This is a genomic window from Helicobacter sp., assembly GCF_017502485.1.
In the GTDB taxonomy this organism is placed as follows: domain Bacteria; phylum Campylobacterota; class Campylobacteria; order Campylobacterales; family Helicobacteraceae; genus Helicobacter_B.
The window spans coordinates 1-23337 of sequence record NZ_JAFVUX010000025.1 but is presented as its reverse complement, the minus strand read 5'-3'; the positions used below and the strand labels follow the sequence as shown (position 1 = coordinate 23337).

Here is a 23337-nt window from a genome sequence, read left to right as displayed (position 1 = left end):
TTTATAAGCTAGAATCCGCTTGGTTAGATTCTAGCTCCAAGTAGTCGAAGGACTTATCTTCATAGCGTTTAAATGAAAATATCGCTTGATCCATCACTTTAGTATTAAACACTTCTAGCTGGCATAAGATATTGAAGTCTTTGGTAATAAGCCCTGTTACACGCTTGAAAAGCTCGGGCTCTAGCTCTCTAATGACATCTTCTAAGCTCTCTTCTCTATAATCGCTTAGATACATAAACACAGGGATTTTCTGCGCAAACTGCCAGGAGCTTCTCTTGTATCTGCTTGCGCTTAGAGTTGCGCTGCTTTTCTTTCTCGCTTAGCTCTCTTTTTTGCGTTGGCTCTAGGGAGTTCTGTTTGCTCTTTAGGGCGTTGATATCCTTGGTGTGGTTGATGATTGTTTGCATATCGGTTTTGATACTGCGGAAGCCCTCGATTTTCTCAAGCACTGCTAGCGCGCTTTGGCTAGCTAGAATCCTATCTAGCGTAGCGTTATCGACATTTACGAGTGTGGCACTGCGCCATTTACGCGCGAGCATAGAGCCTGCCTGCCCGCTTATAGCTAGCTCAAGCACAGATTCTGCGTTGAGTGGGAGCATAGAGCCATCGTGCATAATGATTGGTAAAAAGGCGATGAAGTCTTCTATATTTTGGAGCATATTGGTGCTTTTGTCATTAAGCCCTAGGGCATACTCGCTTACTTGTTGTAGTGCGCGATTTGGCGCGAAGTCGAGCACGAAGCACTGCTCCTTTATGACTTGCTTGCGGTTATTTTCATCAGTGTAGCTCCAAGGTGTTTGCGCGCGGAATGCCGTTTGGAAGTAGGTTTCAGGGCTTTTGGTAGAGCGCAGCATAAGCACCCCACTCCAGCAAGGCACGCTCACACCTGTGGTGATCTTGCCGCAGCTTAGCGTGATGCTTTTAGATTCTAGCGGGTTTGGTAGCTCTCTTTTGAAGTGCTCTAGTGCTCTCTCCCCCACGCCTACTTCACTCCCAGCACATAAAATGATCCTATAATCTTGGAAAAAGCTATCTTGCTCTAGCAGGGATTTCATCGCCACGCACGCTGCCACACTAGGCAAAAACCACAGCGTATGCGCTAGGGCTTGGAGCATTGCGGCATTTTCATAGGGCATAGCAGATTTTGTGCGGTTGATGAGATTTGCCATCTCGCTTTGCTTATGCTCGCCTTTGATGAAGCGCAACCACTTTATGACTTCTTCTTCGTGGGCAAACTTCTCCCCCTTAGCTTTGAAAAACTCATTGAGATCAAACTCATTGAAGCCCACATTGCCGCACGCTTGCGCGATGTCGTCAGGCACTTTATAGACCATCATCACCATTTGCGGCAGCTCTGCGTAGGGGTTTGACTCCTTTTTCCACGCTTTTTTTGCTCTCTGCTCATCGCTATAAGTCCAGTTGTAAATATGATCTTCTAAAAACTCGCCATTACTTAGCGCGCGAAATGGCGTGCCAGATAGGTAGAGATAGGCGCGGGCTTTGAGCGTTTGCGAGAGCAAATCTTCTTCATACTCTTTTTGCACTTTTGAGATGTCTTGCTCTTTGGCTTCATCATCTTGGGGCTCATCGCTGCTAGAATCTTGCGTGATATAGGTGCTTTTGGAGTTGTCATTCCACGCGCCGAAGTGGTATTCATCAAGCACGATTAAATCCCACTGCATTTCGTGTATCCAGATGTTTTTGGCTTTTATGGTGTTGTTACTCCTGCCTAAAATATCTTGCAAGCTTGCAAAATACACAAACTTCCCGCTAGGCTTTGTGCTAGGCGCACTCTCTAGGAACTCCCACCCCACGAAGTCGCTATGCTCTAGATCCTCTCTCCACGCAGACTTCACCGCTGGCTTAAAGGTTAAAATCAGCACTTTAGTAAAGCCCATTTCCTGCGCTAGCTTATAGGCGGCAAAGCTCTTGCCAAAGCGCATTTTGGCATTCCACAAAAAGTGCGGGATCTTGCCTGTTTTATCAGTGCTATTTGCTCTAAAGTAGGCGGCGGTTTTCTCCACTGCTTGGGCTTGCTCTGGGCGTAGGAAGAAGCTCTTGCTCCTAGATTTTTGGTAGCTTTTGCCGCTTTTTATGGCGTTGATCGCGCGCCTAACTTCATCGACCTCACACGCAAACCACTCGCCCTTTACACGCCGTATGCCGGCTTTCTCTAGCATTGTATGCACTTCTCTATCGCTAAAGCTTGTGCCATCATCTTTGATCGCGCTTTGATCTAGGAGGATTTTGTAGGGATTTTGCGTGGGCTTTTTAGTGGGGAACTGCTCTTTGATCCTTGTCTCTACATCATCGCGCGTGGTGAAGCCCACTTTGATAAGCCCGACTCCTTGCTTGATCGTGCCATTTGCTTCGCGCTTCCACTTGGTGTGCTGGTATTGGGGCTCGGTGTAGGCGTAGATTTTGGGGGTTTTTAGTGGGGTGATTGTCATTAGTGCTCCTTTCTTTGTTTGGTTTGGGGCTGGTGGATTGGGCTTTGCGCGATTGTCGAAGGTCTCCGCTAAGGTAACTCCCAAGTCTGCCCTTGCAAAGCCACGATTCTATCACCCAAATCCTGCCGCCTAGCTGCTGTTTAGATTCTGGCGTTTCTCCTAGAATCCACTTTTTGCTGTCATTGCGAGCTTTGGCGTAAGACAAAGCGTGGCAATCCATAGTAGAATCCGCATTGTTTTTATGGATTGCTTCGGTCGCTTCGCTCCCTCGCAATGACGATTGGGGTTGGATTGCTTCGGCTACGGCTTGCAATGACGGAAAGCAGCTAGATTCTGGGGGTTTCAAACAGGCGGCACAGGATTCTAGGATTGTAGATGAGAAATCGCGGCTTTGTGAATCGACACAAGGGCGCGCACTTAGTGTGCGTAACCGCAGGGGCGATGAAGCAATCCACGATTTATCACTACAACCCAAAGCCCACATTCTACATCCCCTTTATCCTAGACTCTATATAGGCTCTCTCTTCATCACTTAAGCCATATTTCTTGTATAGTAGCTCATCGCTCCACGCTTGGCTAAAGTCTTGCAGGGGGATAAGTTTAAATACTTCTTTGGATACATTCATAGTCCCCTTGCCCAAATACAACAAAAATTTAAAAAACTTTGTCTGCATATAGGAGTAGCAGTTGGCTTGCTCGCTCTCGCTCTTAAAGCTTCCTATGCTTAGAAATGATTCTGTGCAGATTTCATTGGGCTTGGCTAAGATTGGCTCTGGGTAGTGGATAGCGTTAGTAGAGTAGGCTTTAGAAAAAAATATTTTATACTTTGGGATTAGCTCGGTGTTGCTCGTGGCTAGAGACTCAAGCACATAGCCTGAAACTCTCTTTGCCCCCCCCCTTATGCCCTTTTACTCCGTAAATTTTCACGCTATGTAAAAATGGCGTGTCTTGTAAATTTGCATTTGGGAAACGCTCTGGCTCGTTGAAAAGAAATCCTCTTATGCCATAAGGGCGAACATTTAACACTATTGTGTCAAACATAATGCCATTGCACACTTTATCTAATATTGATAATACTCTATTGTCTCTCACAATAAAGTTAGAATAGATATTGGCTAAAGTGCTTCTCTCTATTCGTGTTGGTGATAAATTATTTGGATTATATATATAAGTAATTTTCTTTTTATGCTCTTTGTCCCTATGAAAAATACACACACCACCATCGATGTTGTTGTCTGGGAAGCAAGCTTTAGAGTCTTCGTAGTCTATGATTGTTTTTATATGTTGGTCGTTTATCATTTCTTGGCGGAATCTATCTAAGCCTCTTCCGCCTACCATCCACCTACTAGGGATTATAAAAACTATGTGGTTTGGGTTTAGCTCTTTAGCTCTTTGGATAAATTTATGATATATGGGAATAGCTGCATCGCTACTAGCATCACCACCATCACTGAGCTGATATGGGGGATTACCGATTATGACTGAGAAAGACATTGGGACTCCTTGTGGGTGGGATTGTTTGTCATTGCGAGCTTTGCTTGGCAAGTCGTGGCAATCCATAGCCTTTCTGTCCTTGCGAGCGGATTGAAAATCTGCGTGGCAATCCACACTAGAATCCACTTGTTTTTTATGGATTGCTTCGGTCGCTTCGCTCCCTCGCAATGACGATTGGGGTTGGATTGCTTTAGCTACGGCTTGCGATGACGGAAAATGCGCTTTCGCCTTAGCGAAAAACTTCTCCAAAGGCTCTAGCTCGTGGATAAAGGCATAGGCGTAGGACTCTAGGGTAGAGTCTCTGTCGTATTGGCTCTGGCTAGCACCGCAGTAGGTGCATTTGGCGTTTTTGAAGCTGTGGGGTGTGGGAGCGTAGTAGATATTGCCGCCTTGTGGTAGGGCTGCGCCTGCCTTTTTGGGGATAGAGTAGCGGTGATTATCCACATCTTTTGAGCCATAGAGTGTGCGGCGTGAGAGTAGCGCGGTAAGCTCGGTGATAGCTATGCCATAGAGCTGGTGGGTAAGGATATGCGCTATGCGCTTGCTTGGCTCTGGGAAGTGCGGCTCTAGCCCTAGCATAAGTCGCCTTGCAATCTCGCGTAAGAACACCCCAGATTTACAAGCAGGGTCTAGGAATGTCGCGCTAGGATCGCTGAAAAGCTCTTGGGGGAGCAGGTCTAGCATAGCATTGACTATGTGGGGTGGGGTGAAGACTTCGTCAGTGGAGAGGTTGGCTAGGCAGGTGAGAATGTCTGTGCTGGTGGTGGTTTGTTTGGGCGTTGGCTTTTGCGCGCTTTTGGTGGAGTCTGCCGCCTGCGACTCACTATCAAACACGACTTCAGCTTGTTTGTTCTGTGGCGTTTGTAGAATTGTGGCTTTGAGATTTTGGGCGGTTTTCCTAGAATCCTTTGGCTGCTCGCTTGCATTTTTGGCGTTTCTCCTAGAATCCGCTTTTTTTGGATTGCCACGACTTCCTGCGGAAGTCTCGCAATGACTATGGGGCGTTGTTGCTAGAATCCGCTTTTTACTAGGGGTGTTTTTTCTGTCATTGCGAGCGGATTGAAAATCTGCGTGGCAATCTACTTTTTCTTTAGAAAACAAGCGAAGCGATGTTTCTTTAGAAAACGAGCAAAGCGCAGTTTCTTTAGAAAACAAGGGATACCGCTCGGCGATAGCCGATGTTTCTTTAGAATCCACTTTTTTTGTCTTTTGGGCTTTGTTTGGCTGTTTCATAGGCTATCTCCAAATAATGATCTCACTTCAGGGGCTTTTGCGCGCGCGGGCTTTGGGCGACTTATTATAGGTTTTTTTGCTGGCTTTGCGCGCTTATTTTTGCGCGTGAGTGCGGCAAGATGTGTGGGCAGGGTGGGTAGCTCATCTAGGGGCAGGGCTAGGCTTGTAGAGTCCTGCACTAGCGAGCTTGGGTCTAGCAGCGTAGAAATGGGCTTAATGCTAATGTCAATGTGGCTCTCCTTTAGCGTATAGAAGCAAAAGCGCAGATCATCGCTCAAAAAGTCGCCTTGTAAGAGATTGGCGCGGATAATGGCTACCATTTTGCGCAAAAAGCTTAGGCTAGGTGTGCCAAGTCGCTTGGTGTAGAAGCTGCACGCTACTTGGAATACGCGCTTGCGAGCAGCCCTAAGATTGTCGCTCAAAAGCTCAACCCCATAGAGTGCGCATAGGGCTTGGAGGATCTGCCGCTCTGTGTGGCTAGAGCTAGCTGGGATAAGGGCAAGCTTGCGCTCGAGTATGGCTACTAGGAAGTTGCCATCGCCTGCGGCTGGCTCTAAGTAGGTGGCGGAGATGTCTTGCAGGATATGCTTGGGCAGGAGATCTAGCATAGCATTGACTTCACGCTCGTTTGTGAAGACTTCGCCAAAATCGCGTATGCGCTCTTTGGTTTTAATCTGGGATTTTTGGCTAGGGGCGGTGGCTTGCATATAGGCTCTTTGCTAAGGATTTGTGAAATGGATTTTACCCTAGAATACTTGCCTATGTGCTTTAAAATCGGGTGTAGAAGTTGGATTTAGAGAAAGAGCATATAGCGTAGCCCTAAATACTGATACCCAGTGCCAAAGGATAGCTCAAATCGATGTTTATTGTCTATTGTTAGACTTCCGCCATCAATTACAAGTATTATACGATTTATGACACTCTTGCTGTGTTTTTATGTATTCTTGGGATAATATCTGCATTGGTAGTATTTGTAAGGTTATTTTGAAAGAAATAGACAAGCTAGAAAAGGAGAAAGACTAATATGGGACTACTAGCATTATTTTCGGCTTTTGTAGCGTTTTTTGGATTTACTGCATATTTGATTTATAAACTTTCAACAATCAAATAGCCCAAGCAATCCACCTTAACCCGTCATCGCAAGCCCTGCTAGAGCAGAGCGTGGCGATCTACAAATCCACTTTCACACTAGAATCTAGTTTTTGACTTTGGGCGGTTTTGTCATTGCGAGATACTGCGCTAGCAGAATTGACTGCCCTAGAATCCACTTTTGTGCTTTTTGTTTTTGTTGCTTATGGATTGCCACGCGGCGCAAGCATCGCTCGCGATGACAGAGAAGGGGCGTTGTCGGCTCACAATGACGAGAAAAAGTGCTGCTAGAATCTGCTTGCGCTTGCTAGATCTGCTCTAGTCGCCTGCTAGCAAAGTCTAGTGCTTCTTGGGTGATATTTGCCCCGCTGATCATTCTAGCTAGCTCTTGCACTCTGCCTTGCTTATCAAGCAGGCGGACTTGCGAGCTTGCGCCCTCGCGGCTCACTAGGTAGTGCGCGGTGGCTAGGCTTGGCATATGGGGCTGGTGGGAGATGGCAAAGATTTGATAGCTTTTGCTAAGCTCTTGTAGCACGCGCGCTACGCCCTCACTCTCTTCTCCGCTTAAGTTTGCATCAATCTCATCTAGGATTAGCACGCCCTGCTTCTTCTCCAGCCGCGCACCCACGCACATCACTGCCAAACGCAGGCGGTTAAACTCTCCGGCAGAGAGTGTGGCGATACTGCTGTGATCTAGCCTAAGCTCTAGCACATCGCTGCCGCTATGGTCTAGGGGCTTTGGGCTTAGGGTGCAGGAGATGGGCTTAAGCTTTAGGGCAAGGCATAGGGCTTGCAAGGAGTCTTGCAGGCTTTTTAGCGCGCTTTGGCGCGTTTGCGTGAGAGCTTGGGCTTGGGAGCTTAGGCTAGATTCTAGCGCGGCAATGTGTGCTTCTAGCTCTTTTGTCTTGGTGCTGGAGTCTTGCAGGGCTTCTAGCTTCTCTCTCTGGGCTTGCTCGTGCGCTAGGGCGGCTTCTATGCTGCCATAGCGCGTGATGAGACTTGAGAGAGCAGAGATCCTAGCTAGCAGGCTCTCTACATCTAAGTCTTGCAAGTTTTCTAGCTTTTGGGACTCTTCTTCTAGGATTGCTTGGGTGTCATTTAGGGCTTCTTCTAGGGTGGCTTGTAGCTCTAGCTTATCTAGCAGGGCTAGGGCAGAGCTTAGCGCACAGCTAGATTCTAGCGCGGCGGTGGCTTTGGCGATGGACTCTAGGAGCTTTTCTTTATGTGAAAGGGTTTTTTTGAGTGCTAGTAGCTCTTCATACTCGCCACTTTTGGGGGCTATGGAGCTAATTTGGGCGATTTCAAACTCAGCGATTTCTATAAGGCTTTGGCGGTTAGACTCTGCCTTTTGTAGCTCATCTAGCTGCTTGCGCTTAGAATCTAGCTGTGCGAAGTCCTGTGCGAAGTCCTGCAGGGCTTTGGCGTGAGCTTTTGTGCTAGCTATTGCTAGGCGATCTAGCAAACCTAGTAAGCTAGCAGTACTAAGCTCATCGCCACCGCGTGAGTGGATATGTGTGGTGAAGTGGCTTAGGATCTGGGCTAGCTGCTTTTTGGCAATGGGGGTGAAATTCACAAAATAGCGGATTTTGTCCTTTTTGATGATTTTGATATTGAGTAGCTCGCTATCGATACCTAGCTCTTCTTCAAAGACTTTGATGAGCTTAGGGCTTAGCATAATATCTGCTTCAATGACAGAGGCATTTGGCTCTTTGAGCCCAAAGCAGGCTAAAAGCGAGTCCATAAGGACACTCTTCCCACTACCACTAGGACCGCTAAAAACGCAAAACCCCGCGCTAAAGTTTAGCTCCAAGCTTCCAAATAGCACAGAGTCTTCTAGGTGTAGCTTTTTTATCATCACCTCTCCTTTATCACACTTTGCTAAGTCGCTTTGTTATCATCATACTTGCTTACCGCCTAAGCCAAACTTCTCTTCTAGCACGGCAAAATAGCTTCGCTTAGGGTGCTGGATTAGCTGGATGGGGAAAGAGCCTTGCACAAAGAGTGTGTCACCCTTGCGGAAGTCTATGCGCTCTTGCCCATCAAGCATTATTACTGAGTCTTCTTCCACGCTAAATTGTAGGCAAAAGCTATCGCTTACAATCATTGGTCGCTGTGTAAGTGAGTGTGCGCAGACGGGCGTTAGCAAAATCACGCGGCATTGCGGATGTACAAGCGAGCCACCTGCAGAGATATTATACGCGCTAGAGCCTGTGGGCGTAGCGATGATTAGTCCATCTGCTCGGTAGGTATGGAAATGCTCGTTGTTGATGGTGGCATAGATTTTGGTCATACCAGAAATGTCCTTTTTGGTGATGAGAATTTCGTTTAGGACATAGAAGATATTTTCACTAGAATCTAAGCTTTTGGATTCTAGCTCTGTCTGTTCGTGGCAGGATATTTGCGGTAAAAATGGGGCTTTGCAAGGTGAGTCAAAGGCGCGCGCTTGCGCGTGCGTACCTGCAGACTTGCCATAGCAATCGCCATCGTTAGTTAAAAAGCCACCGCGCGAATGCCTACCCAAGCTCAAGTCCCCTTGAGAATCCCTAGCAAGATAACCTTGCAGGAGATGATGCGAGTCTAGCGCATACTCTCCAGATCTTAGCAGTGGCACAAACTCTTCAAGCTCGCTAGGCTTAATAGCAGTGAGAAAGCCCAGCCGTCCCATATTGATACCAAGCACAGGGAGATTAAGCCCTAGGCTTATGCGTACCGCAGAAATGAGCGTGCCATCACCCCCCAAGCTCACCAATGCCTGCGCTCTCTCTCCTAGCTCACTCTCTTTGCAAGCGAGCCTAGAATCTAGCCCCAAGCTTTTTACGCTAGATTCTAGCACGCACACTTCCACCCCAAATCGCTCAAATATCGCTATAACTTCACTACAAGCATCTGCAAGCTCTGGGGACTCTGGGCGCACGATCAGGGCGATTTTGTCGATCTCTCTAGGCTTGGGCTTTGCTACGGCTCTTTGCGACTCTCTCACGCTTCATACCTTTACTTATACTTCCCCCAATTTCCATAGCCAACAACCGCCACTTGTATCACTTAACACCTTTGATGAGAAGTCTTAATGATGTTTTAGCTATACGCCTAGGATCATAAGGTGTTGATTGATTTTGTTAAGATTGTCTTTTTTAATCCCTTGCCATACAAAATATAAATCTGCCAACGCCCAAAAAAATCCTATAAGAATAAAACTGGACAGAAACTTTAAGATTCCAAGTCCAACATCGCCTTTGTAGAATCTATCTATGCCAAGAAGACCAAAGAATAGCCCCAAAATAAGTCCAATTACAGGGTCTTTGAGCGAGATAAAGCCAAGAGATTGCATCTTATCTTCAGGGATTTTTTCTAATCTCCCTTGAAGCATAAAGGCTGCTTCACTTGGTATCTTGTTGCTCCACGCACTCGTGAGTATCACTAAAGCGGAATTGCTCATAACACCCCTTTGCGTTAAAATAGAGAGAGATTGTAGCAAGTGTTTTTAAATATGAAACGCGCTAGAGCCCTCGTCTTTAGTAGGGTTAATTTTCAAAGGATGTAGGGAGCAAAAGTGTATGCTGCTATATACTTTTGGCACACGCTAAGTAAAAGCAGATTCTAAGCGGTGGCGCGCTTGTGTGCTCTGGCGTTCTTGATCGTTTTGTAGGCGTGGGAGATTTTTTTGAAGCGGTCTTGGTAGTATTCTTGGGTTTGGGGGTCTTTGTCTAGAGCATTGTCTGGATGGAATATTTTGGCAAGCTTGACATACTGCTTTTTCACCGCTTCTAATGACTCATCAAAGCCCACATCAAGCTCGCTATAACACTTGCGCAAGAGATATTCCTCGCGTGTCAAAAAGCTATCGTTTTCTTCTGGTTTTTGGTATTCAAACTCTAGGGCGACATTGTGGATCACGCGCGAGCTAATAAGGCTTATCACACTCTCCCACATTGACTCGCTATATCCTGCAGCGTTAATGCAAAATTCATTTTCCACTTCGTAGATGATCTTGCTGCCAAAGAGTGTGCGGATATAGCGACGCGCGACCCTATCGTCTTCCTCTAAGCGCAAAAGCACTTGATCAAGGCTGGCTAGATGGATATGGACCTTGACGCGCTTTAGCATATCATTTGGGCTAGTGATTTTAATGCGTATGGGCAGGTGTGAGTGGCGCAAAAGTAGCTCAAGCTCGCTAGGCTTGCTCTGCTCATCTGCTTGCGTGCTAGATTCTAGCTTTTGAGCATTCGGGCTAGGCTTGGCTAGGTTTGGTAGGAGCTTGGTGCTCTCCTGTTCGCTTTGCAAAGTGGCGTGGTAGGTCCAATTGATCAAATAGTCTTTCTTAAACCGCTCGCCATCATCAAGGATTAGCAAGGAGCTAGATAAGCGATAGTGCTTGGAGAAGTGTTTCTGCGCGTATTCTAGGACTTTATCGAGCAGGCGCGTGCCTTTGAGTAGCTCGATTTGCACATATCGATCACAATAAGTAATATTCATCGCGCGTCCTTTTGCGTTATTCTAGCAATAAATATTCCTTAATATTCGGCATTTTTTGAAGAAATTTAAGGGGGTGATTCAGCCTTGGGTGAGCAATGCGGCAGTGTTGGCATTTTTGGGAAAGGCACGAACGCCAAGTTCGCTAACCTTTACCATAAGGCGCAAAGCTCCCACAGCCCCACCGCAATTCTTAGAATCGTTTGGGCTAGGATCTACTTTTCCTAGCGCGCTTTTTTGCCTGTTTTGTTTTTTATCAATGCTTTGGGATTCTAGGATTTGCGATGAGAAATCTGGGCTTTTCAAGGACTCTCAAGGGCGCGCACTTGGGGTGCGTAACCGCCGAGAGTCCGCAGAAATCCACGATTTATCGCGCAAAGCCGAATCTGTTTATAGAATCAAGGCACTAAGATTGGATAGCCTAGGATATTTGCCCAGCGCGTTTCTTGACTGCCTTGGATTACGCATGGCTTGCCAACAAGAGAGAGTAGGGGTACATCGCTTGGGCAATCACTATAAGCATAAGAGTTTGGTAGGTCATATTGCGCTAAATCTAGGTGGTTTGCTAAGGCATAGAGCTTGCGCTCTTGCATTGTGTGTAGTCCTAAGCGATTGCCACTTAAAATCTCCTGTCCGTATTTATCTAAAGTAGATTCTAGCTCTACGGCTAGGATTGTGTCTATGCCAAATTCTTGCATAAATGGGCGGATATAAATGCCAAGACCGCCAGATACTACGACTATAGTGTGTCCTTGTGCTTTGTGCCATAAAAGCTTGTCGATGACCTTTTGGTTGCTATAAGCGCGTAAGCTTAGGGCGTAGTCTTTGGCTAGGGTTAAGGCGGTTGATAGAGGCAAGCCGGCTAGCTCTGGATAGGTTGGAATCATTAGGGCTTTGTGTAGCAAATTGAGCTTTTTTATTTCTGGCGTTGGCTTTTGGGCTAAAAATGGCGATTTCTGCGGCGAGTCTGCGGTCATTACCGCTTTAGGTAACTCCCAAGTCTGCCCTTGCAAAGCCCCATTTTTATCTCCAAAATCCTGCCGCCTAGTTGCGTTTTGAGAAAACACATTTTGAGCGTTTTTATTAAAAATCTTAGAATCCTGCGCCAAGTCGCTTAGATTTCTGTCATTGCGAGCCTTGTCGCTAGGCAAGGCGTGGCAATCCATTTTCGCACTAGAATCCGCTTTCGCGGATTTGTGGATCGCCGCACTCGCTTCGCTCATTCGCAACGACAAGTGGGAGGCTTCTTTTTCTTTAAGGATTCTAGGATTTGCGGTATATATAAGCCTAGCAGCTTTACGCAGCAGCCTTTGTTTATACGAGTTTGGCGACCTATACGCGCTATTAGCCTTGCGCGCTAGCTCCAAATACGGCGAGATACTTTGGATATTCACAATACTCTCACAAAAGTCAAAAATCGCTAGAATCTGTCTCATTGTGTTCCTTTATGGTGTGAGTTTGGGCGATGAAGTCTTGTATATAGCTAGCGACTTTTTGCATTTGAGTTTTTGTGCCAATGCTTATGCGGCAGTGATTTGGCAGTATGTGTGTGTAATTGCGTATATACACGCCTTTAGATTCTAAAAAATCGCATAATGCAGCGGCGTTATTGTAGTGCAAAAAGACAAAATTCGCTTCTGTGTGATACATTGTAAAATCTTGTATGGATTCTAGCTCGTGTAGGAAATATTGTTTTGCTTTTTTGACTTCTTTGACATATTGCTGCATATAGGCAATGTCTTCTAGTGCGGCTATGGCAGCTATTTGTGAAAAATGTGGGATATTTTTTGCATTGCGCAGGCGATTTAGGGCGGCGATATTTTGTGGCGCACTAAGGCAGTAACCTATGCGAAATGATGCAAGCCCAAAGGCTTTGGAAAATGTCCGTGTGATGATGAGATTTGGTGTGTGTGGCACGATATATCCCAAGCTTATACCGCAAAATTCATAATATGCTTCATCGACAATAAACGCTATATGTTTATATTTGTATATGAGTGATTGTAAGGCATTTATATCGTGCAGCGTGCCTGTTGGGTTATTTGGGTTGCAGATGTAGAGCATTTGGGGATTTTTGGATTCTAGGAACACATCAAGTTTATGCCAATCAATCTTGCCAGATTCATCAGTGTAGAAAAATAGGCTTTGTAGCCCTCGCCCTTGTGCGCTTGAGCGGAAGTTGTCATAAGTTGGAGCGATGATACACACGCTATCTAAAGTCTTGGCAAATACTTGTAGGATAAATTCGTGCGCACAATCTGAGCTTGCAAAAAGCTCTATACACGAGCTAGGGAGCGCTGTGTATGTGCTTAGAAGTTGTAGTAATGTTTCGTTTTTTGTGTTGGGATACCAATGCAAGTTGTCGTGCTGTAATGCTTGTTCTAAAGCGGCAAAAACTTTTGGTGATGGGGGCTTTGTGGATTCATTCCAATCAAGCTTTAATATAGCACTTTGATTGGGTGTTTCCCATATTTTATGCGCTATGGGGATATAGGGTTTTAGTGTTTGGATAAATAGATTTGACTGCATATGAAATTTGTCTTTAGGTGCGATGGTTGCAAGCTAGGGCAATGATTTCTTGATGATTTTTAAACATTGGTTCATTGAGTTGCTCCATTATTTCACACCCGGGGACATCAGGGTTGATTTCTATAAAGAGTGGGTTGCCATTGCTATCGATAGTAAAGTCCCAGCCAATTAATCCAAAGTGTGGCAAAAGTGAGTGCATAGCTTTAGTCATTGCTAGTAATTCTTGGAAGCTAGGGATTGGTGCTGCCTTGTAGCTTTGATCTTTGGCATTTGGCAAGGCATCAATAGGCTCTCCCTTGCCTTTAATGATAAAGTCCCGCAGTAATCCAGAGTCTCTATCAATCCCTATGCGGAAATGCCCGCCATTAGAGGTGAGCCCATCTTCGCCTACAAGTAGCGTGCAAGCAAGTATGCTAAAGTGGTTTTCATACAGCAGGCTTACCACGCGGATTGTGTTGATACTTGTGGGATTTAGCGCGCTTAGGAAGGGGTGCTGCTTGATTTTGTCTTGCACGATGAAATCGCTTGGATAGTGGCTTAGCAAGGATTCTAGCTCATCATTATCTAGGCTAGAATCTAGCAGGCGGATATTGTTGCCAGAGCCAGTCTCGCTAGCTCTTGTGGGCTTGATCACGCAAGGGGCGCTACTACGCAAAAGCGCGAAAAAATCTTGCTTGGTGATGAGTTTGTGGCGCAGGCGTGGCAAGCTAGATTCTAAGGGAGAGTCTATACTACTGCAAGCTAAATCGCCCGTAGAATCTAGCACATAATAGCTGCCATTAACGCGCTTGGCAATGGTGGCTGGGCGGTTATAGGAGGTAAAGAGCATATCTGCATAGTTTTTATCCGCTAGGGCTTTGGCATAGCCTTGCGTATTTAGGTAGGGTAGGAGTGTAAGATAGTAGAAAGCATTATCGAGATAGGCTTTATGTGTGGGGCAAAAGCGGTTAGAATTATAGATGATAGTATGCCAGCTAAGTGTGTGCTCTAGGCGGTGTTTGGACAAAAGGGGCGACCAAAACTCTAGGGCTTCTTGCTTGGCAGACTCTGGCAGGGGGGATAGGTGCTTGTGTATGGCTAGATAATTTTGCGTCTTTTGCTCAAAATACTTCATCGCTTGGTGGGTGTAGTAGGCGGACTTGGCGCGCTTGTAGAGAGACTTGGCAAGGGGCTTTAGCATTCTTATCCTTGATAGCCGAGTGCCATGGGGTTAGCACTTGGGCATTTGGATGGGAATGCTACTCCCCCCCCCCCTTAAATATTCATTAAACAGCCTTAAGCGATTCAGCCTTGGGTGAGCAATGCGGCAGTGTTGGCATTTTTGGGAAAGGCACGAACGCCAAGTTCGCTAACCTTTCCCAAAAATGCCAAAGCAACCACAGCCCCACCGCAAATCTTAGAATCGTTTGGGCTAGTGTGCTTGTTTCTGTCATTGCCACGCCGACAAGTCGGCTCGCAATGACGAGCGGGAGGCTTGTTTATTCTCCCTAGGATTCTAGGAATTGCGGTATTGCTAGTGGTGCTTTTTGTGGATTTTAGGGTAGAGCTAGACTAGTGGTCTGCGGTTGCCCTAAAATCCACAAAATCGCCGCTATGATTACCCAAAGCCGAATCCACCCTGCTAAGAGATGTCTTAAAAAATCGTATAGATAAATGGCGCGACTGCCGAGCCTTTTGCTAGCACGATAAGCGCACCTAAGAAAAGCATCACCACAATCACAGGGAAAAGCCAAAATTTCTTGCGCTCTTTTAAAAACGCCCATAGCTCTTTGATGATACTCATTGCTGCTCCTTTAGTTTGGTTTGGCATTAGACCTTTGGCTAGAATCCACTTTTGCTCGCCTTTATGCTGCCGTTTTCTATCTGTTCGGCGATAAAGCTTGCGATTTGCTCATTTGCCCTAGCGTTTGGGTGGGTATCCCAGCGCGAGATCCTATAAGCGAAATGCTCCAAATCTCCGCGCCTAACTCGCGCTAAATCCTGCCTATACTCATCTCCTAAAATCTCGCTCATTTTCCAAAACTTTATGCCAGCTTTGGCTAGGCTCTCTTGTATTAGGCTGTCGTATTTGTCTAAAAACTGCGCGTGCATATCGTAGTCCCACACAAGCACATATAAAGGCGCGTTGTATCGCTCGCGTAAAATGGCTTGGATTTTAGCCACAATGGCGAAGTAAAGTGCGAAGTCCTGCTCCTTGATACTTGGGTGGTAAGCATTTGACGCATAGCCACTTGGGAAGATCGCTAGCATTTCTTCTGTGCTTTTTGCACCTGATTTTGGCGTGGTGATAAATTGCTTTGTATAGGACTTTTCTAGCTGGTTTGTGAGCCGCTGCGCTAGGGTGAAATAGCGCGCTTGGCTATCGTTGTTAAAGCGCGCCAAATCGCTTGGGCTAAAATGATTGGCTATATATGTGGCTTGCCCGCTAGAATCTAGCGCGTATTTTGGACCTCCAAACACTCCTAAAGCGCGGTAGAGATGATGGGGGATAATCTCATAGATGAAGATATTTTCCGCACAATCTTTAAGCACGCTAGAATCTAGCTCAAACTCTAGTCGTGCAAGCATTTGGTGTCCCCCCCCCCCACTGATTCCAAAGTTATTAGCTTGGAAGTTTGGAAGCTTGGTAGATAGCATAGCGGTGATTGTCTGGCTATCATTAAGCCCATCGCCATAGACAAATGAGCCGCCATAGATATTGATGCATTTGATTGCGCTAGATTCTACATTGTGTGGCGTGGCACGCAAGCCGTTTTTGTCGTTGGTATAAATTACATTATAAATGAGCTTATCATCTACGATGAGAGTTTTTCTTGTAGTGGATTCTGGGGTATTGCTAGTGCCTAGGACTGCGTGTGGCTGCACTTGCGTGCTTTTATGAAACTCCAGCTTGTAGTAGAAAAATGCTTCGCTTACAATAAGACAGAGTGGGGCAATAGTAAGATAAGAGAATGCGAGCTTTAGAGCTTTGCGCTTTGTCTTTGTGGCAAGGTAGATCAGCAGCCCCAGCACCCCTGCACTAATAATGGCAAAGGGCATAATACTAAAGCCAAATTCTAGCCGACACACTCCATCTAGCTTTAGCACTATGGCACTAAGTGCAAGCCAAGCTAGAATCCACAATGCAAGCGTTAGATATTTGTTGCGCAGCATAGGGTCCCTTATTAAAATTGGTTTTTCATACTTGCGGGTTGTTTGTCGCGCTTGATGAGGTAGCTATCATTATGAAGCTTTGGGGCGAGAATATCGCGCCTAGCTAGCTTAAACACTAGCCCCAAGGGCACAAACACAAGAGCAAAAAGCACTACCAAAGTCGCGCGCGAGATACACCAGCCAAGCGCGCTTCCAAGCCTAACTTGCGCGATGTAGAGTGGAGTGCTTGCTTTGGGGTAGGCTTGCAAGGCTAGGGCGAGTGCTAGCCCCACAATCGCCCAGATTCTATAATGATCGTGTAAAAGGACTCCAGAGAGTAGAAAGAGAGCGAAAATCCCTGCCCAAATACTTAAAAATATGCGTAAGTCATAAGCACTCATAATAGCTCCTTTGTTTGGCGTTGGCTTTTTGCTGGTGGATTCGGCTTTTTGCGACTTTTGCGCGAGCGTCAAAAAAGCCCTGCGGTCATTACCACTCAAGGTAACTCCCTTGTGCTTTTTCTCGCAACGCACAACATTCATCAAAAATCCTAGAATCCTTTGCGGTTGTTTGAAATCCTGCCGCCTGTGAGTTGGTGAGATTTGGCAAATCCACTAGATAGCGTGCGATTTGCTCATTTGCCCTAGCATTTGGGTGCAGATCGCACCTATCTATGCCATACGCTTCCCTTTGCTGCTTATAGTTGGGCAAAATCTCGCTAACTAGCACTAAATCCATAGCCCCCCCCCCTAAGCCGTTTTTATAATGCTTAATAATCGCGTGCGACTCCTTGCGCTCTGTCTCATCGCTTAAATCCGTAGCGTCCCACAGCACAAGCGTAAAATGCGCGCCAAAGTGCTCTTGTAGCTCTTTTTGCAGAGTATCAATAATCGCAAAATACAGGGCATTGTGGCTCTCATCATAGCCATAGCTAGGCTGTAAAAGCTTGTAGAGATAGCTCTGCGCTAGGCGGGCTTGAAGCTTAGGGGCAAGCTTGGCTAGCACGGGGCTTTTATGCAAATACGCATTGCGCCACTCTAGCGAGCCATTAGCGAGGTAGAATCTAGGGGCATTTGTGCCCTGCTCCCACGATGAAAAGCCCCCAGCCCTAGCGATATGCCCGGGCAAGCTCTCATAAATAGCTAGCACACTTTGGCAGTCTTTGACTATGCGCGCTATCTCCCCGCTTTGCACAAGGGCTAGGGCTTGGTGGGGTCCATAGCCGTGGAAACCGAAGTTATAGATTCTAGCATTTATCTGCTTGCCAAAGTAAAAGGGCAGCGTTTCATTATCCTGCACGCCCTCGCCTATGGTAAAACTATCGCCAAAGAAGAGCACACAAAAGCTAGAATCTAGCTTGCTGCTAGGCGTGATCCGCCAGCCAAACTCATCGGTGGTGTAGGAGACATTGTAGAGACTTTTTCCACTTTGTGTGCTCTTGTGCGCGGTGGCGGTGGTGTTTGGCTTGCCTTTGTAGCCTGTGATGGGGCTTGGGGTGAAGTAATCGCTCGCATAAGTGCCGCTCGTGCTAGCAGCGCAAGGATCTTGCTCGCTACTAGATTCTAGCTTGTAGTAGCCATATAGCTCGCCTACGATTAGACAGAGTGGGGCGATGGTGAGATAGGAGAGCGCGAGCTTAAGGGCTTTGTGTTTTGTTTTTGTGGCAAGGTAGATTAGCAGTCCTAAAGCCCCGACGCCAATCACCACAAAGGGCATAATGCCAAAGCCTGCACGCCCATTTAGCACGCTATCTAGCTTGAAAGACACTATGCTTACTAGAATCCATACCCCCACCCATACTAATGCGCGCATTTTCGCGCTTAGTATGCTATATACTCTCATACTCTCTCCTTTAATCCAGCTCGTATTTGTCCTTAATATCTCTAAACTTTGCAATATGCTCTTTTGGCTGATTTTCTTTATACAGGATAAAATCTTCAATCACTAGCATATCCATCTCTGTCCCCATAAAACACGCATAAGAATCATAAGGGCTACATACCATAGGCTCACCGCGCACATTAAAGCTTGTATTAACTAGCACAGGCACACCACTAAGCTTATAAAACTCCTCTATCAAAGCGTAATAACGCGGATTTGTCCCTTTATGCACACTTTGGATTCTCGCAGAATAGTCAATATGCGTAACGCTTGGAATCTCACTTCTAACAATATTAAGCTTATCTATGCCAAAAAGCTCTTTTTGCTCTTGTGTAAGTGGGTAGCATTTCTCCTTTTTCACAGGGGCTACAAGTAGCATATAAGGGCTTATATAGTCGCATTCAAACCACTCATTTATGGCAAAGTCCAACACACTTGGGGCAAATGGGCGGAAAGATTCTCTGTATTTAATCTTTAGATTCATTGTTTTTTGCATTGTAGTATTGCGTGGATCGCCTAGGATCGATCTAGCTCCTAATGCCCTAGGTCCAAACTCACATCGCCCTTGATGCCAACCCACTACTTGACCTTGTGTTAGTGCTTTTGCAGTTAGGTGTTTAATCGTGTCAAAGCTATGTCTTTCATAGACTGCATTTAAGGAATCTAGCGTGGTTTGGACTTCGGCGTTGGAGTAAGATAGCCCTAAATAGCTTCCCTGCATAGAGTCTTGTAGTGTTGGCGTGGCATTTGAGCGATAAATCGCGGATTCTGCACGATTGTCTGCGGTCACTACCGCTAAGGTAGCACCCTTGCCAATCGCTTGAAAGCCACGATTTCTCATCTCAACTGCTTCCGCCTGTGGCGTGGCAAGATTTTTGGCGTTCTCACAAATCCTAGAATCCACTTGCGCGGATATGGATTGCCACCCCACTGCTGATGCAGTGTCTCGCAATGACGGAAAAGTGGATTCTAGGCTGTCGGCGTTTTCACGCCCAGCTTGGCTTTTTTCTTCACGGATTCTAGGATTTGCGGTGGGGCTGTGGGAGCTTTGCAAAAATTGGGGAAGGTTAGCGACCTTAGCGGTCGTGCCTTTCACAATTTTTGCAACACTGCCGCATTGCTCACCCAAAGACGAATCCACGATTCTAGGCTGTTGGCATTCTATGTGGTAAAACGCCAACGCACACCCTACCGCACTTCCCGCATCTCCACTTGCTGGCTGTATCCAAATATGATCTAATAGCTTCTCTTCTTTTATAAGCTGTTGATAAATCTTGCCATTACCTACGCAATTAAGCGCGACACCACCGCTTAAGACGAGATTTCTACTGCCACTTAGCCTTGCTGTGGTGCGAGCAAGGGCTATCATTATCTCTTCAGTTACCACTTGCAGACTTGCAGCTATATCCATATGGATTTGCTCTAGCTTAGATTCTGGGCTTCTTTGTGCTTTAAAAAGGCTGTCAAATTTAGCATTTGTCATTCTTAGCCCATAAGTGTAAGAGAAATATTTCATATTGAGTGAAAAGCTTCCATCAGGCTTAATATCAATCAAATGCATTTTGATAATATCTACAAACTTTGGCTCTCCATAAGGGGCTAAACCCATTACCTTATATTCACCAGAATTAACCTTAAAGCCCAAATAATAAGTAAAAGCAGAATACAAAAGCCCCAAAGAATGTGGAAAATGCAGCTCTTGCAAAATCTCAATATGGTTATCCTGCCCCTTAGCAATGGTGGTAGTAGCCCATTCACCTATACCATCAAGGGTGAGAATCCCAGCATTACTAAAGGGGCTTGGGAAAAATGCGGAACTACAATGACTTAAGTGATGCTCACTAAAGTAGAGATTGTTTAGCACTTTTTGCTTAAATGCCTTTATTTCTTGCTTACATTTTTGTGGGTAGAGCCTTTTATACAAAGACTCTAGCTCTCTTGCAATGGTTTCTTTTAAGAAAAGCTTAGTTGATAGCCATACAGGGATAGCCTTTACAAAGCTTAGAAATCCACGCGGTGCAGTGGCAAAGTAGGTTTCAAGTAGGCGTTCAAAGGTGAGAAATGGTTTGTCATAAAAGACAAAGGAATCAATAGAGTCTAAGTTCCCCCCCCCCCCCCGTTTGTAATGCAGTATTCATATAGTTTAATGCCGCCTCAATGGATAGCTTAGGAAACGCGCTATCTGCCTTAATGCGAGAGAGTCGCTCCTCTTGCAGAGCAAATATAATGTGATCGTTTTCTAAAAGCGCGATAGCACTATCGTGGTAGTAAGCAGAAATCCCTAGGATTCTCATCGCTATCCTTTGGTGTGTGGGTTTGCGGGGAAGTGGAGCGTGATTATAGCAGTGCTTGCTTAAATCCACTTTTAAGAGATATTAGCTAGAATCCAGCCCACACTTTACGCTTAAACCAAGCGATACTACTTTTAAGGATAAGCGATGATTTTTATCGATGCGGCATTGAAGAAAGACACTCCATACACTCCTATATGGCTTATGCGCCAAGCGGGCAGGTATTTAAGCGAGTATCAGGCTGCGCGTAAGCAAGCTGGGAGCTTTTTGGACCTGTGTCAAAATGTCGCGCTAGCCACGGAAGTAACGCTTCAGCCTGTTGAGATCCTTGATGTTGATGCGGCGATTTTGTTTAGTGATATTTTGGTGCTACCTATGGCTATGGGGCTAGAGCTTGAGTTTGTCGCAGGAGAGGGTCCAAGATTTTTGCAAACTACGCGCGATGAGAGAAGTATAAACGCGCTTAAAAGTGGTGTGCAAGATGAACTTGGCTATGTGTATGACACGATATCTAGCGTGCGCTCAAAGCTTGCTAAAGACAAGGCTTTGATAGGATTTTGCGGTGCGCCTTGGACGCTTGCTACTTATATGATAGAAGGACAAGGCAGTAAGAGCTATGCGCATAGTAAGAGGCTACTTTATACCAATCCACAAGCCCTGCATACACTCCTTAGTAAGCTTACCGCAGAGCTTATCGCGTATTTGAGTGCGCAGATTAGAGCGGGAGCAAATGCAGTGCAGATCTTTGATAGCTGGGCAGGCGCACTTAGCCCACGCGCGTATATAGAGTTTGGCTTTAGCTATATGCTAGAGATCGCCCGCACGCTTAAAAAAGACTTTCCAAGTGTCCCAGTGATGCTATTCCCCAAAGGTGTGGGCGCACTGCTAGAAGAGATCCGCTATGAAGTAGATATGTGTGGGGCAGAGTTTGAGGTATTTGGTGTGGATTGGGGGGTCAGTATGGGGAGAGCGAAGCAGATTCTAGGGGATAAGTTTGTCTTGCAGGGCAATCTTGAGCCAGCTTTACTCTATGACAAGGTAGCTATGGAGCAGGGCGTTGATGAGATTGTGCGCATTATGGGGAAACAAGGCGGACATATTTTCAACCTAGGACACGGGATGCTCCCAGATCTTCCTAGAGAAAATGTCATAGCTCTTGTGCAAATGGTGAGAGAGAAAACTAAGCGATAATCTCCATCCTAGCTACACGAGCCCTGAGCCACTAGATTCTAACACTTATTTAATCACTCCAAGTATGTAAGCAAATAAAAAGCTAGATTCTACTATATTAAGGACTTCCATATTACTTCAAGGAGTCTCTCAATGTTTCGTTCATTAGGTGGGAAGCTTACAATGAGTGCGGTGGGGGTTTTCATCGTCATTATTGTCATTGTGAGCTATTTTAGCTTCCAAAAGACTTCTAACAAAGTTGTCGATCTCTACCAGGGTATCCAGAAGCAAACCTTAGAAGCCAGCTATAAGAGTATTTTTATCACTATGGCTGATGAAGCTCAAGAGCATTTGCGCGCGGTGGCAAGGGATATAGCCAAAACTGATCGTAACGATGTTGTATCCCAGCGGCTAATCCTTAGTACTACTTCTTCGCTTATTAAATATCCCTTGATGTTTATTGTTTATGAAGATGATGGCAAGGTGATTTTGCAAAACTATGATGAGTCTGGATCGGCTATATCGCCTACTTGGGATTCTGTTGGCGTAGATTTACGCACTCGCCAGTGGTATATCCAAACCAAGCAGAAAAACTCCAGTGTCATCACACCTGCGTATGAAAGTGTCGCCGGTAAGTATAAGGGGCAAAGCTTTGTTACTGCGACAATGCCTATCACCAAAAATGGCAAGTTTATCGGGGTAGTGGGTTTTGACATTTCAGTAGAGGGATTCCAAGAGAGATTTGAATTTTTCAAAAACAAAGAATTGCCATCAATGAATGTATTTATGGTAGATAGTGGAGGGGCGATTTTTTCACACGATAATATGGAACTTGCCAAAGGTGGCTTCTTTAAAGATGTAGAACATAAATTGCAAGAAAAGCTAAGAAGCGATCCTGCTCAAGATGGTGCGATTGAATACTACTTGCACTTGCCAGATAGCAAGCCTGTCGATAGGATAGGATTCTACAAACGCTTTCCATTTGGCTGGGTTATTGTCGCCGTCGCGAATAAGGCAGACTATACCCAAGCGGTGAATGAAAACTTGATTGAGACCATTATCCTAGCGAGTATTATGACAATCCTTGGTGCTGTGGGGATATTTTTCATCATCCGCTACTTTACTGCACCGATCAATACGATCAAGCAGCTACTTGTAGGGTTTTTCCAATATCTTAACCACGAGTCTAAGACTGCGCCAAAACCACTTGTGCTTAAAAACCAAGATGAGCTAGGGGCTATGGCGCACGCAATCAACGAAAACATCAGTCGCACGCAAAATGGGCTAGCTCAAGATACAAGAGCTGTGGAGCAAGCTGTCCAAACTGCTAAGAAGATAGAATCTGGTGACTTGCAAGCGCGCATTACCGAGACGCCAAATAACCCGCAGCTAAAAGAGCTAAAAGATGTGCTTAACCATATGCTTGATGACTTGCAACAAAAAATCGGTAGCAATACCAATGAAATCAACCGCGTCTTTGACTCTTATACCCGCCTAGACTTCACCACAGAAATAAGTAATGCTAGTGGTAGAGTAGAAGTAGTAACTAATACTCTAGGAGAAGAGATTAGAAAAATGCTTAAAACTTCCCTAGAGTT

Annotated in this window: 23 protein-coding genes; 3 read left to right on the top strand and 20 right to left on the bottom strand. The window is 45.8% G+C overall.

Annotation, left to right across the window (positions count from 1 at the left end; all coding sequences use genetic code 11):
* Window position 1: 1 nt before the first annotated feature.
* The 14 genes from IKB69_RS05580 to IKB69_RS05515 form a co-directional block, all read right to left on the bottom strand.
* Window positions 2-235 carry a hypothetical protein gene (locus IKB69_RS05580; RefSeq protein ID WP_290947063.1) on the bottom strand — a complete coding sequence of 78 codons (234 nt, stop codon included), beginning with the start codon at window positions 233-235 and terminating at the stop codon, window positions 2-4.
* Complete coding sequence (locus IKB69_RS05575; RefSeq protein ID WP_290947145.1) at window positions 216-2330, bottom strand: GIY-YIG nuclease family protein; 2115 nt, start codon at window positions 2328-2330, stop codon at window positions 216-218. Before IKB69_RS05575 ends, IKB69_RS05580 begins: the two co-directional genes overlap by 20 nt.
* On the bottom strand, window positions 2308-2934 hold the full coding sequence (locus IKB69_RS05570) for a hypothetical protein (protein WP_290947061.1): 627 nt from the start codon (window positions 2932-2934) through the stop codon (window positions 2308-2310). Before IKB69_RS05570 ends, IKB69_RS05575 begins: the two co-directional genes overlap by 23 nt.
* A gap of 1 nt (window position 2935) precedes the next feature.
* Entirely contained in the window at window positions 2936-3319 is a 384-nt protein-coding gene (locus IKB69_RS05565; protein ID WP_290947058.1) for a hypothetical protein, read from the bottom strand.
* Window positions 3312-5177 (bottom strand): Eco57I restriction-modification methylase domain-containing protein, encoded by a 1866-nt coding sequence (locus IKB69_RS05560; protein ID WP_290947055.1) that lies wholly within the window; start codon window positions 5175-5177, stop codon window positions 3312-3314. The genes IKB69_RS05565 and IKB69_RS05560 overlap by 8 nt, the downstream gene beginning before the upstream one ends.
* Complete coding sequence (locus tag IKB69_RS05555; RefSeq protein WP_290947053.1) at window positions 5174-5884, bottom strand: hypothetical protein; 711 nt, start codon at window positions 5882-5884, stop codon at window positions 5174-5176. Before IKB69_RS05555 ends, IKB69_RS05560 begins: the two co-directional genes overlap by 4 nt.
* 689 nt (window positions 5885-6573) lie before the next feature.
* The gene (locus IKB69_RS05550; RefSeq protein WP_290947051.1) at window positions 6574-8121 is read right to left on the bottom strand and encodes a DNA recombination protein RecN; all 1548 of its coding nucleotides are present in this window, start codon (window positions 8119-8121) and stop codon (window positions 6574-6576) included.
* Window positions 8122-8163: 42 nt separating this feature from the next.
* On the bottom strand, window positions 8164-9246 hold the full coding sequence (locus tag IKB69_RS05545; protein ID WP_290947047.1) for an NAD(+)/NADH kinase: 1083 nt from the start codon (window positions 9244-9246) through the stop codon (window positions 8164-8166).
* A gap of 99 nt (window positions 9247-9345) precedes the next feature.
* On the bottom strand, window positions 9346-9702 hold the full coding sequence (locus IKB69_RS05540; RefSeq protein ID WP_290947045.1) for an NINE protein: 357 nt from the start codon (window positions 9700-9702) through the stop codon (window positions 9346-9348).
* Window positions 9703-9863: 161 nt separating this feature from the next.
* Entirely contained in the window at window positions 9864-10739 is an 876-nt protein-coding gene (locus IKB69_RS05535; protein WP_290947042.1) for a J domain-containing protein, read from the bottom strand.
* Between the two features lie 78 nt (window positions 10740-10817).
* Window positions 10818-11042, bottom strand: coding sequence for a hypothetical protein (locus tag IKB69_RS05530; RefSeq protein WP_290947038.1), 225 nt, complete (start codon window positions 11040-11042; stop codon window positions 10818-10820).
* A gap of 92 nt (window positions 11043-11134) precedes the next feature.
* The gene (locus tag IKB69_RS05525; protein ID WP_290947036.1) at window positions 11135-12172 is read right to left on the bottom strand and encodes an HAD-IB family hydrolase; all 1038 of its coding nucleotides are present in this window, start codon (window positions 12170-12172) and stop codon (window positions 11135-11137) included.
* Window positions 12147-13265 carry a histidinol-phosphate transaminase gene (locus IKB69_RS05520; RefSeq protein ID WP_290947034.1) on the bottom strand — a complete coding sequence of 373 codons (1119 nt, stop codon included), beginning with the start codon at window positions 13263-13265 and terminating at the stop codon, window positions 12147-12149. Before IKB69_RS05520 ends, IKB69_RS05525 begins: the two co-directional genes overlap by 26 nt.
* 13 nt (window positions 13266-13278) lie before the next feature.
* Window positions 13279-14445, bottom strand: a complete 1167-nt coding sequence (locus tag IKB69_RS05515; protein ID WP_290947031.1) for a sugar-transfer associated ATP-grasp domain-containing protein — start codon at window positions 14443-14445, stop codon at window positions 13279-13281.
* Window positions 14446-14577: 132 nt separating this feature from the next.
* Here IKB69_RS05515 and IKB69_RS05510 point away from each other — a divergent pair, with 132 nt between their 5' ends.
* Window positions 14578-14727, top strand: a complete 150-nt coding sequence (locus tag IKB69_RS05510) for a hypothetical protein (RefSeq protein WP_290947028.1) — start codon at window positions 14578-14580, stop codon at window positions 14725-14727.
* 171 nt (window positions 14728-14898) lie between these two features.
* On the opposite strand, the gene IKB69_RS05505 is transcribed toward IKB69_RS05510, so the two are convergent.
* The 6 genes from IKB69_RS05505 to IKB69_RS05480 are packed head-to-tail and all read right to left on the bottom strand — an operon-like array spanning window position 14899 to window position 20572.
* The gene (locus IKB69_RS05505) at window positions 14899-15048 is read right to left on the bottom strand and encodes a DUF5989 family protein (protein WP_023929753.1); all 150 of its coding nucleotides are present in this window, start codon (window positions 15046-15048) and stop codon (window positions 14899-14901) included.
* Window positions 15049-15086: 38 nt separating this feature from the next.
* Window positions 15087-16418 (bottom strand): hypothetical protein, encoded by a 1332-nt coding sequence (locus IKB69_RS05500; protein WP_290947023.1) that lies wholly within the window; start codon window positions 16416-16418, stop codon window positions 15087-15089.
* Between the two features lie 11 nt (window positions 16419-16429).
* A complete protein-coding gene (locus IKB69_RS05495) occupies window positions 16430-16939 on the bottom strand; it encodes a hypothetical protein (RefSeq protein ID WP_290947021.1) in 510 nt (169 codons plus the stop codon).
* Window positions 16887-18239: a hypothetical protein gene (locus IKB69_RS05490; protein WP_290947018.1), complete on the bottom strand. Its 1353-nt coding sequence runs from the start codon at window positions 18237-18239 to the stop codon at window positions 16887-16889. Before IKB69_RS05490 ends, IKB69_RS05495 begins: the two co-directional genes overlap by 53 nt.
* A 10-nt stretch (window positions 18240-18249) precedes the next feature.
* The gene (locus IKB69_RS05485) at window positions 18250-20412 is read right to left on the bottom strand and encodes a carbamoyltransferase N-terminal domain-containing protein (protein ID WP_290947142.1); all 2163 of its coding nucleotides are present in this window, start codon (window positions 20410-20412) and stop codon (window positions 18250-18252) included.
* Window positions 20366-20572, bottom strand: a complete 207-nt coding sequence (locus IKB69_RS05480; RefSeq protein ID WP_290947015.1) for a carbamoyltransferase N-terminal domain-containing protein — start codon at window positions 20570-20572, stop codon at window positions 20366-20368. Before IKB69_RS05480 ends, IKB69_RS05485 begins: the two co-directional genes overlap by 47 nt.
* Window positions 20573-20716: 144 nt before the next feature.
* Between IKB69_RS05480 and hemE the strand changes: the two genes are divergently transcribed.
* Together hemE and IKB69_RS05470 are read left to right on the top strand one after the other, a co-directional pair.
* Window positions 20717-21760 (top strand): uroporphyrinogen decarboxylase, encoded by a 1044-nt coding sequence (hemE, locus tag IKB69_RS05475; protein WP_290947012.1) that lies wholly within the window; start codon window positions 20717-20719, stop codon window positions 21758-21760.
* Between the two features lie 132 nt (window positions 21761-21892).
* Window positions 21893-23337, top strand: a 1445-nt coding sequence (locus IKB69_RS05470) for a cache domain-containing protein (protein ID WP_290947009.1), incomplete at its 3' end; no start/stop codon positions are given.